General features: G+C 32.0%; 7 protein-coding genes and 1 other annotated feature. All 7 genes read right to left on the bottom strand.

Annotation, left to right across the window (positions count from 1 at the left end):
• Window positions 1–188: 188 nt before the first annotated feature.
• Entirely contained in the window at window positions 189–2105 is a 1917-nt protein-coding gene (locus B5S50_RS21225; RefSeq protein WP_217302768.1) for a [Fe-Fe] hydrogenase large subunit C-terminal domain-containing protein, read from the bottom strand.
• 167 nt (window positions 2106–2272) lie between these two features.
• On the bottom strand, window positions 2273–3181 hold the full coding sequence (locus B5S50_RS21220; RefSeq protein ID WP_217302767.1) for a ketopantoate reductase family protein: 909 nt from the start codon (window positions 3179–3181) through the stop codon (window positions 2273–2275).
• Window positions 3182–3302: 121 nt separating this feature from the next.
• Window positions 3303–4709: an FAD-binding oxidoreductase gene (locus tag B5S50_RS21215; protein ID WP_217302766.1), complete on the bottom strand. Its 1407-nt coding sequence runs from the start codon at window positions 4707–4709 to the stop codon at window positions 3303–3305.
• 22 nt (window positions 4710–4731) lie between these two features.
• Window positions 4732–5730 (bottom strand): electron transfer flavoprotein subunit alpha/FixB family protein, encoded by a 999-nt coding sequence (locus B5S50_RS21210; RefSeq protein WP_065078791.1) that lies wholly within the window; start codon window positions 5728–5730, stop codon window positions 4732–4734.
• A gap of 4 nt (window positions 5731–5734) precedes the next feature.
• Window positions 5735–6538, bottom strand: coding sequence for an electron transfer flavoprotein subunit beta/FixA family protein (locus tag B5S50_RS21205; protein WP_065078792.1), 804 nt, complete (start codon window positions 6536–6538; stop codon window positions 5735–5737).
• Between the two features lie 324 nt (window positions 6539–6862).
• Window positions 6863–7062 (bottom strand) — a binding site (T-box leader).
• 64 nt (window positions 7063–7126) lie between these two features.
• A complete protein-coding gene (locus B5S50_RS21200; RefSeq protein WP_065078793.1) occupies window positions 7127–10621 on the bottom strand; it encodes an AAA family ATPase in 3495 nt (1164 codons plus the stop codon).
• On the bottom strand, window positions 10608–11828 hold the full coding sequence (locus B5S50_RS21195) for an exonuclease SbcCD subunit D (protein ID WP_217302765.1): 1221 nt from the start codon (window positions 11826–11828) through the stop codon (window positions 10608–10610). The genes B5S50_RS21200 and B5S50_RS21195 overlap by 14 nt, the downstream gene beginning before the upstream one ends.
• Between the last annotated feature and the right edge of the window lie 33 nt (window positions 11829–11861).

Here is an 11861-nt window from a genome sequence, read left to right as displayed (position 1 = left end):
TGCAGCTGTGGTACACGTAAGTATAGTTATTAATATAAAATTTTGCAGTAATATCATAAGCGTCATATTACATAATATATCCTTTTTCAATTAAGGTCAACTCACTTGTCTTATACTTTCTAATTTGGTCAGTAAAAAACTGAGTTATATATGGTATAACTCAGTTTTTCACAATGGCTTCAATTAAATTAATGTGACTCACTATTTATTAACTTTTCAGAGCTAGAAACTATCTCTTGACTCTTAGCACTTATTTCTTGGATAGTTTCAGATATAGTTAATATATCGTTATTTATGTTATCCATTTTGTTCTGTAATAAATCAGATACTTCAATAACCTTTAAAATAGATTGCATCATTTCATTTTCTTCATTTTTAGTAGATTGTGCAGTAGTTTTAGATTGCTCTGCTAGCTTTTTTACTTCATCTGCTACTACCGCAAAACCTTTCCCATGTTCATTTGCCCGCGCTGCTTCTATTGCGGCATTTAGCGAAAGTAAATTAGTCTGCTCTGAAATAGCCACAATACTATCTGATGAATCCGTGAATTTATCTAACTTTTCATTTATTTGATGAATATTTTCCTTTAACTTACTTGATATATCCATTATTGACTTTAATTCTTCTACTATATCTTGGATTGCAGATGCACTTTCCTCATTCCCTTTACTCACTTCATTTATAGCTGCCAACAGAGTATTTGCAAATTTAATTATTTCATCTGATTTTCGTTGTCTTTCCTCAGCTAATACAGTTATTTGATTTATAGATTCTTTGACCTCTTCATTTTTTTCTTCCAATTCGCTATATTCCATATTGATTTTTTTCTTCACATAATAAATACAATTTTCCTTAGAATTTATACCGTTAAAAATCATCTTTACCATTTCTTTGCAAGTACCATATCCACAAGCAGAACAGTTAAATTCTTTTCCCAAAGTTGTAGTTTTCATCATCTCATTAAATATGTTGTCATAATCTTTTTGAGTAGGTTCAATTATTTTTTTAACCTTCTGTGCAGTATACTTCCTTACGAAATCATTTAAATTAAGATTTTTATCAAAGTACTCATCTATTGATTTGATTTTTTTCTTAAACAGGCCAGTTTTTTCTCTTAACTTTTCCATCTTCATATCATGAAACCTATATTGAATATCATATTCTGTTAAATTGTCTAAGGAAGCTGTACCTATATTACATCCATTTTTGCAATTTAAAATATCTAGTAAACTAGGTAGAAGCTTATTAGCTTTAACTCTATCAGAGTACTTATTCAAGTACTCTATTGCCTCTTTATGTCCCTCTACCTGAAGAACATGTAATTCTTCAGTTCTAGCTTTTACATTTGCTTTTAATCCACCTGGTAAACTGTAAACAACCCCAAGGGAAGCAGGAACATTATCAAATTCAACTTCATCGTAATTGTTCAAATTCACATTATTATCTCTCAAATAATCTAAAATCTTTTTATAGGTTACATTATATTTCACATACCCATCTGTATTCTTATCATTGATTTCAATTAGCTTGCCAATACAAGGTGACAGAAAAGCTATATCTTCACATATATGCTTATATTTTTTCAAGTAAACAGCAGTACACATCATAGGACTGTGTATAGGAGCTAAATATTCTATTAATTCAGGCTTATATTTTTCAATATAATTAACTACAATAGGGCATGGCTGAGATATTAAAGAAGAAATATTATTCTCCTTCATTGCTTTTAGATAAGCCCAGGTAGTAATATCTGCACCGAAAGAAACATCATAAATTATAGATATTCCTAAAAATTTAAGATATCCAAAAAATTTCTTGTAATTTTTAATATTAACTATAATAGATGGTGCAGCTATTACTGTTATTTTTTTGCCTCTTTTCAAATCCTTAAAAAAGTCTTCAGTACTATCTTTAAAGTCTCTAGCCCCATGTTCGCAAACCTTTACACACTCACCACATCCAATACATTTTTCCTCATCTATGTAAACCTTACTTACACCATTTTCAGTTGCTGTAACATTTGCACCAAGAATAGGACAAGTTCTTATACACTTATTACAACCTGTACATTTTTCTTTTAAAACAGTTACAGGACTTTTATTCACACTAAAACCCCCTCAATTTCCCCTAAGCTTCAATGAATTTTACTTTAAACTCAATTCTATTCTATTTTACAATAAACTAATTGGCATAACAATGCTATAATGATAATATTTACCCATTTTTTAAAAAAGCGTAAAAAAATATACCCTTAAAAGGGTATAAAATTTACCTATTCAATTAACTTTATTATATTTAAAAGTGTCCTGTTAACAGGAGTGTCTACACCATATTTCTCTCCTAACTTACAAACAGTACCTGCAAATATATCAACTTCAGTTTTTCTGCCATATACAATATCCTGACACATTGAGGTCCTGCTGTCACGTCCTAGAGTATTTAACACTTTTTGCCATTCTTCTATATCATTTTTGCTTAAATTAACCCCTACTTTTTGTGATAATTTTACCACTTCCCACATTGCAGATTCCATAAGTTCTTTAGCCTCATTTTTAGTTTGAAATACACCATAAGTTGCTCTAAGAACTGCTGAAGTTTGATTTATGCCTACATTTACCATAAACTTATACCACAGAGCACGCATCATGTCTTCTGGAATTTTATAAGGAATTTTTGCATTGTCAAAGAGAGTCTTTACTTTTTGTACTTTTTCTGAATAAACTTTATTTACCTTTTCTCCAAAGGTTATATTTCCAATATTAGAAAAACTGATATTGTTTTTCTTACGATTTCCATCAATGCCAATGCATAAGCCATAAAGCATCTTATCCATTCCATATTCTTTTCCTATAATCTCCTCACTAGTAATACCATTCATAAGAGAAATTATGATAGTATTTTCTCCTACATGGTTTCTCATATCACAAATAGCTTGAGTTAACTGATTTGACTTTACGGAGACAATAATCAAATCTGCTGGCTGGCATTTTTCCTTTGGATCTATATACGTAAAATTATACTTTTTCCCGTTAATTATAAATCCACTTTTTTTGTACCTTTCAGCCCTTTCTTCTCCAGCTATAAATTTTATTCCTTCTGGATTAAAATCATACAATTTACTGGTGTAGGCACATCCAATAGCTCCTAATCCAATGGCAGATATATTTTTTATGGTTTTCATACTACACACATCTCCTTTTTCAACGTTATACTGGAAATTTAATATTCAAAAAGCCTGTGCTACTCACAGCACATAATGAGCTAACACAGACTCTTATTAGAATTAGAAATTGATATAACTTTTAATCCACTATATTTCCAGGACTTAAAATACTATTTGGGTCAAAAGCTCTTTTGATATTCTCCATGATACTTATTTCAGCCTGACTAAATTGAAGAGGCATATGCTTCTTTCTAGTCTTTCCTGTACCATGCTCTGCTGTTATTGTTCCACCATACTTTATTGCAGTCTTGTATATTTCTTCTTTAAGCTGCTCATAATTAGCAGGGAGTTTGCCATTGTCACCCATGATAAAGTTATGAATATTTCCATCTCCTATATGGCCAAGGGATACAATTTCATTGCCATACTCTTTAGTCAACCTTTTTACATCATCAAAGAAATCAGGTACAGAAGACGGTGGTACAGCTACATCCATAATATCTGCTATATTATCTTTATAAGGACCATATGCATTGCTTCTTATCTGCAAAAGATGTCTCTGATCCTTTTCAGTTTCCGCTACAATGCTATCTACAGAACCATGTTTTTCACATATTTCTACAACTTTTTCACTATTAGAATACAAATCATCTTCACTGCATTCATCCAGTATGAACATCAAATCCACAGAACCTTTAGCTGCAGGCCAGGTAGTTCCAAGCTGCTCTGCTGCTTTTTCAGATATTACTCTATCCATGTATTCAATGGCAAGAGGTGTGATTCCCTCTTGCAGTATTTCAGGTACTGCATCACAAGCATCTCTCTGGCTGTTAAATGAAACCAGTAATGTTCCATTGCATTTACTTCTTGCATATAGCCTGAGCGTTACTTTTGTAATAATGCCAAGAGTTCCTTCACTTCCTATCATAAGTTGAAGCAGATCATAACCCATATTATTTTTTAGTAATTTTCCACCTAAAGTAATTATCTCTCCTGTGGCAAGAACTACTTCCAACGCTTTAACATGATTTCTCATAATTCCATGCTTTACAGCCCTTGTACCACCTGCGTTTGCTGCAACCATGCCTCCCACTTGTGCACCTTCATCTCCCGGATGTACAGGAAAAAATAATTTGCCATTCTTATTTAGTTCTTCAAGTAGTTGAGACAGCGTTGCTCCAGATTCTAAAGTAATCATAAGATTCTTTTCGTCAAATTCAACAACCTTATTTAGTCTCTCCAAGGATAAAATAATGCTTGGCTGTGTTGGTATTGCTCCAGCAACTACTCCTGTACCGCCGCCCCTGACGATTACAGGCAATACTTCCTTATTTGCATACTTTAACACTTCTGATATTTCCTCAGGTGAAGCTGGTTTAACTACCACACAATCTTTACATGCTTCTGGACGAAGTAATGTTTCAGTCTCATCATAAAGATAACCCTGCATTTGAGATAAATCGTTAGTAACCCAATCATCTCCTACAACTTTTCTTAAACTTTCAACTACTTTTTCTGGTGAATTTTTTATTAAATCAGTATTCATTTTTAATGCCCCCTTTTTTATTTTAACAGCTTACAGTTTCTAAACTTCCCTGCTTTATTTTACTAATTAAATCAGGTACTACCTTGTACATATCATCTACTATTCCATAGTCAGCTACATTAAATATTGGAGCTGATGGATCTGTATTAATTGCAACAATAAAGTCTGATTCCTTCATTCCTGCTAAATGCTGTGGAGCCCCTGAAATTCCACAAGCTATATATAATTTAGGTTTTACCCTGTTTCCACTGTAGCCTACCTGGAAGTCCTTAGATATAAAGCCATCATCAACTATCTCCCTGCTAGCTCCTACTACCCCAGAAAGTAAGTCAGCAAGTTCTTTTATCATAGCCATATCTTCTGCTTTTTTTAATCCTTTGCCTGCTGCAACTACAACACTTGCATCAGAGATGTTTACTTCCTGGGATTTCAATTCTTTTATAACTTTTACAAGTTCATTTTCAGGCTTAACTGCATCTACCTTCACAATTTCACCTTTTCTATTTTCATCTCTCTTGCTTTCATTAAATTCCTTATATCTTACTGTAGACATCTGTGGATATGTGTCTGACTTTATATGTGCCAATATATTCTCACTAAAGGCGGGCCTTATTTGTATAAGCTTTCCATCTTCATCTATTTCAAGGCCTGTACAATCTGCTGTAAGCCCTGTTTCAAGAGAAGCTGCAAGCCTAGGTGCCAGTGATCTCCCAAGACTTGTTGCGCCTATTAAACAAATTTCAGGTTTAATTTTCTTAATCAAATTTTCCAGGTTAGTTTTATAAACTGTCTCTTCCGGTGCATTAAATATATCATCTTCAACATAAAATACCTTATCTGCACCCCTGTATATAAGTTCCTCAGCTTTAATACCACAAGGTCCTAAAAGTGCACTGTACACAGGTATATCTAACTTACCTGCAAGTTCCCTAGCTTTTCCAAGAAGTTCATAACTTACTTTATGGATTTCCCCTTTTTTCTGTTCTGCAAATACTAAAACTCCATTATATTCCTTTTCCATATCATTATGCCTCCAAAATTTTCTTTTTTCTAAATATATCTACAAGTTCATCTTCTGCCTTAGCTGCATCCGCTTCTCTATAAATTTTTCCTTGTCTTTTCTGTATTTTGGGTACTTCTATCTTTTTAACCTTTGTAGGTGATCCTTTAAAACCAACTTTATCAGCATCTGTATATTCCTTTAAATCTTCAAATTTTAAAGTCTGTATTTCTGCCTTTCTAGCTTTCATTTTATTTTTAAAGCTCGGAAGCCTTGGTTCATTTATATCTTTAGTAACTGTAATTAAAGCTGGTAACTTTACACTTTTTAAATAAGTTCCTTCCCATATTTCAGAACAAACTTCAATTTTATCATCACTTGCATCTGTAATCTTACTTACATAACTTGCATGAGGTACATCCAAAAATTCTGCAACTTCAGGTCCAACCTGTCCTGTATCTCCATCCACAGTTTTTTCTCCAGCAATGACCAAATCACAGCTGCCTATTTTTTTTATTGCACTTGCAAGTATAGATGATGTGGCCTTAGTATCTGACCCCCCAAATTTTACATCGCTTATAAGAATTCCTTCATTAGCACCTCTTGCAATGCATTCCCTTAAGGCCTGATCTGCACTTGGAGGTCCCATGCTTACTACTGTAACCTTAGCATCAATTTTTTCACTTATTTGCACTGCTGCTTCCAGTGCATTTAGATCAAACGGATTGATCTCTACACCTGCAGATTTACGATCCACTACTCCCTTTTCTCTGTCAAATTTTACTTTTTCCATATCAGGAACCTGTTTAATTAAAACTACAATATTCATTACCAAGTCTCCATCCCTTCTGTAAATTTTTTTAAATTAACTGATATGCTGTCATACTTATATCGAACAAAGCTTCACCGCGTTATCAATGTAAAGGCGACAAATAAAGCAATATCTACTACACCTCCAACCTAATTAATCAAGTGATTCTTAGGTTCAGATGGAGTTTGCTTATAAAGATGACTTTCTCCAGCTGAACCTTAGAAGAACTTATCCAGGCACGTAGCAGTGCTTACCCCCCACTTCAATAGAAGATGGGGGGGTTAGCAATGGTAGTGATCGGATAAAATTTCCTTTTGGTGTATAAAAAAAACAGCTCTCTTTCGCTGGGGCGAAAAAGTCTGTCGCGGTACCACCCAATTTCTACTTGATTCATATAACGGCCTATACAAGCCGGATCAGCTTACAATATATTCAGCCTACAGCTCCAGGGTGATCTTAGATATGTATATTTATGGGATTTCACCTTGCCCCACTCTCTTTAAAATATTTAACATATCTACTAGTCCTGTCATTGCTTTTATCTTTAAACACGAGTTTACTATAAGTTTAAATCAATGTCAATAAATAATTCCAATGATTTCATAATTAATTTATTTCTATTTTAACTTTGCTTCCACCCATTCCTGACTCTGCAGGAGTAACTATAAGCTTTACAGGCATCCTATCTTTAATTGATTCAAGATGACTTATTATACCTATGGACAACCTGTCATTATGAATTTTCTCCAGGGAATCCATAACCACCTCCAGAAGGTTATCATCAAGAGTTCCAAAACCTTCATCCAGGAAGAATAGTTCTAGCGGCGCACTTCCCTTTAATTGTATTTGGGCAGATAGTGCTAGCGCCAGTGCCAGTGATGTTACAAAAGTCTCTCCTCCAGATAAAGTAGATGCATCTCTTTGTGCTCCACCATTTTTATAATCCCTTATAATAAATCTGCCATCCTTATCAACTTCCAATCCATAATTTCCACAGGTAATTTCCTTTAACCTCTTGTCTGCTTCTATGGATATATATTTCAGCTGATTCTGGGCTACAAATTCTACAAATTTTTTCCCTTTGAACAGTTTATCCAAATCATCTAAAAGACTTAATTCATGTTCTAGTTTCTGTTTTTTATTTAAAAGTTTTGTAAGCTGACCTATTTTTTCGTCTATATCCTTGACTTCCCTTTCAAATTCTATTTTGTCTTTTTTTAACTTTTCTAAAGTTTCAATATTTTTATCTCTAGTACTTTGTATTTCAATCCATCTATCTTCACTTAAACTCCTGTCACCTATTTTTGTATTAAGGTTTTCTATAGTACCAATTATTTTAGCACTTGCATTTCTATATTGTTCTATTTTAATCTTAAGTTCCTCAATTTTATCTTTAGGCATATAGTTATTTTTAGCCTCAACCATATTTTGAATTTTTTCTTCTGATAAAGCCTTTCTTAAATTTTCCAGGTCATCTGTACATCTCTCATTTAAGCTAACTAAATTTTTCTGAGCTGCTATTATGCTGCTGCTGCATTCATTATACTGCTTTTCTATTTTTTTGTTGTTTTTTTCTATCTCCTCATATTCATACTCTATTTTTTTTATGTTACCTGATATTTCTCTTTTTAAATTTTCTAAGTCTTCCCTACCACAGGCTTTATCTTTTATACTATTTTCTTTTTCCACTATGCTTTTATTTTTTTCTACGAAGGTAGCACTGTTTTTGCTTAACTGCGTCTGTAAAGTCATTAATTTTTCATTTAAGCTCTCTTTTTTTCTTTGCTCAATTTCTAAATCTTTTCTTAGATTTTTTATAACATTTTCAAGTAATGTTCTACTTTTCTCCTTTTCAAGGATTTCCTCATTCTTTTCTTTAAAATTACAAATACCAAGTTCTTGTTTCAATGATTTATATTCTCTATTTACTTTTGCACACTTCTGGTCTATTTTCTGAAAACTTTCCTGTAACTTTTGAAGCTGAGACCTGTTTTCTACCTTTCTCGTAACTGATTTACTGTACTCAATTTCTATGATATTTTTATCTTGATTTAAAATTTTAATCTTATTTTCCAGAGCTATTTTTTTATTATTAAATTCATCCACAGCTTTCTTTAAATTATTAAACTTACTTTCAACATCTTTTAAAGGAAATGCTTTAAAATTCTCACCTAATTCTTTCATTTTTTTATGTCTGTCTGCTGTGTTTTCTTTTTGTACTTTAATATTCGTATCTATTTTCACTATTTCATTATTTAGTTTATTACTTTTTTGAATTTTTGCATCTAAATCAAGTTTTAGTTCTTTCAAATTATTTGAGTCTAAAATTATAACATTTTCTACAACATGATGAACTGATCCACATACAGGACAGGGCTCTCCTTCTACTAAAGATTTCCTCAAAGTATGTGCCAAATTTTCAGCTTCAATCTTTTTTACTTTTTTATCTATTTCTTCAATTTCATTTTCCAAATTACCTTTTTCACTTTTCTTGTTTTGAAGCTCAATTTTAAGTTTTTCTATTAAAGTAGTGCTGCTGTGTAAATCACCTTCATATTCATAATATTTACTCCATTTATCTCTTACATCTGTTAAATTTTTCTGCAAAGTTAAAAGTGAGTTTTGATCCCCAGGACAGTTCTCTATTAAATTATTCAATAACTTATTATTATCTTCTAATAAATTGGATTTTTCATTATTTTTTTTAGCTAGTATTTCACTTTTCTTTTCTTCAGTTTCAATACTTGATTTCAAACTTTCCATATCCCTAGCTGTACTTTTTTTCTGTTCACCAATACTTTCAAGGTTGTTCAAAATCACTATGCCTTCATTAATCTTTTTCTTATACTCTTCGGGAATTTTCAAAACCTGCATTTTATTTTCACTATCTTTTATCTGACATTTTATCCTACTAATGTCTACCTCACTTTTTTCTATAGTCCTGCTGTTAGTTTGCAAATCTTGTTTTAAAACTGCAATATTTTTTTCTAATTTTTCTTTATCATGAATTAGTATATTCAAAACTGACTTTTCTTCTATTGCCTCAATAGCCTTTTGTTCCTTTATTTTTAAATTAGGCAATTCATTATTTCTTTTATTTTTGACATTCTCTAATTTGCTCTCTATTTCATCTTTATTATTTTTTATAGATACCATAGTATCATTTAAAATCAAAATCTCTTCTTCTATACTTCTAATTTTTGAAAGTGTATTTTCATATTCATCAACATAAGGTTTTACTTTTGACGCACTTTCCCCTAATAAAACTTTTTGCTGGATTTCATTTATGTATACTTCACTTTTCTTAAGTTTCTCCTGCTCTATAACTTGATGTTTCAAATCTTCTTGAAGGTTCCACAGCTCTTTTCCATCGTTAAATTCATTTTGTGAATTAACTAGTTCACTTTGACACTTATCATAATTTTTATTTAATTCGCAAAGTGTATTTTTCTTCTCTTCCAAAACTTTCTCATTTATATTTTCATAACCTTTTAACTCACCTTCAATTAAATTTGCCTTATCTTTTTCCCTGCCTATTTTCTTTGACAATTTTTCAGAAAGCTCATAACCATATTCTTGAAGGTTAAAAAGTCTTTCAAGCATATTTCTTCTGTCTTTTCCCTCAAGCCTTAAAAATTCATTAAATTTCCCCTGGGGCAAAACTACAGTCCTTGTAAAGTCTTCTAACCTAAGGCCAATAATATCCTCACATTTTTCAGTTACATTTCTAGCTCCTTCTTCTAATATCTTTTCCACATCATCTGTAACATCCACTATTTTAGCTAACTTACTTCTAGGGCTGCCTGTTTTATTGTCTCTTTTAAATTCTCTTTCAACTCTATATTTTTTTATATTTCTTCCAGATATCTGGAATTCAAAACTAACACTTAAAGTATTACAATTTATATTGATGTAATTTGAACTTTTTCTGGATGTTTCACCATATAAGGCCAGAGTCATACCATCAAGTATGGTCGATTTTCCGCTTCCCGTAGGTCCAAATATTCCAAACAAACCTCTTTGGGTTAATTTTCCAAAATCTATACATTGTGATTCTATAAAACTGTTTAATCCTTTTATTTTAAGTCTAATTGGCTTCATTGTTTTCGTCACCTTCCATAACAGACAATAACATATTAACTAATTCTTCCTGAGGTTCTACTTTTCTCTCTTTTAAATAAAACTCTTTAAAAATATCCTTAAAGGATTTCTGCGAAAAACTATTTATATCAAAATTGTCATTGCTTTTTTCAGCTATTTTAGGCATAATTTCAATTATATCTTTCTTAGTAGTTTTCATTATTTTTATTTCATCTTCTCTTATATACCTGTCCGTAGTTATCTCCAAATAAACCCAACAATTCCTATCTTTATTTTCTTCACATTTTTCTATTGCATCCTGAATACTTTTACATTTCCACACCTCTATGGGCTTATATGTTTTAAATTCTATATCCTTTACTATACACTTTTCTCCTGCTTTTACATCTATAATGAAACATTTCTTTTTAAAATGAATTTCCTTTTTATTGTATTCTAAAGGAGATCCCGAATACCTAGCCCTCTTTTCCGTAGCTGGTACTATTTGAGGTTTATGTACGTGACCAAGTGCAATATACTGGGCATTTTGAGGGAAACAGCTTGAATCTACAATAAAGCTTCCTCCAAGCTGGGCATTTCTCTCTGAGCCTGATTCTTCACTACCCATAGTAAATAAATGAGATACTACTATATTTATAGTATCCTCTCTATAATTTTCACTTAATTTACTAAACAATGCCTTTATTCTATCACCATAGGACTTAGCCCTCTCCTCTTCATCATCCATATCTCCGTATAAAACTTCATTTAGCCTTTTTTCACTTGGAAAAGGAACTGTAAGTATGACAGCTTTTTCTCCATTTACATGAATTTCAATAAATCCTTCTCCTGAATTCACAACTGTATGTCTACCATAATTTCCTATGGACACTACAGATTTTGGTGTCCCCACCATTATAATTCCATGATCTCTAGCTAAAGGTCCTGCTGCTACTAACCTGTCCGGATTATCATGATTGCCTGCTATAACCAAAGTTGCTCTCTCCCCATTTGAAGACAGTTTTTTTAGCGTATCATAAAACATTTTTTCCGCCCTTGCAGGTGGATTAGGACTATCATAAATATCTCCTGCAATAATTATTAAATCCACATTGTTATCCGAAACTATATGTACAAAATCTTTGAGGAAAGCCTCCTGTTCATCCATACGACTATGCCCCTCTAGATTTTTTCCCAAATGCCAATCAGAAGTATGTAAAATTCTCATTAATTCTCCTCCAAATCTTTCATCAAAAACATC

Source organism: Clostridium sp. 001 (assembly GCF_019056555.1).
Taxonomy (GTDB): domain Bacteria; phylum Bacillota; class Clostridia; order Clostridiales; family Clostridiaceae; genus Clostridium_B; species Clostridium_B ragsdalei.
The sequence above is the reverse complement of the archived record's forward strand: the minus strand, read 5'-3'. Positions and strand labels throughout refer to the sequence as shown.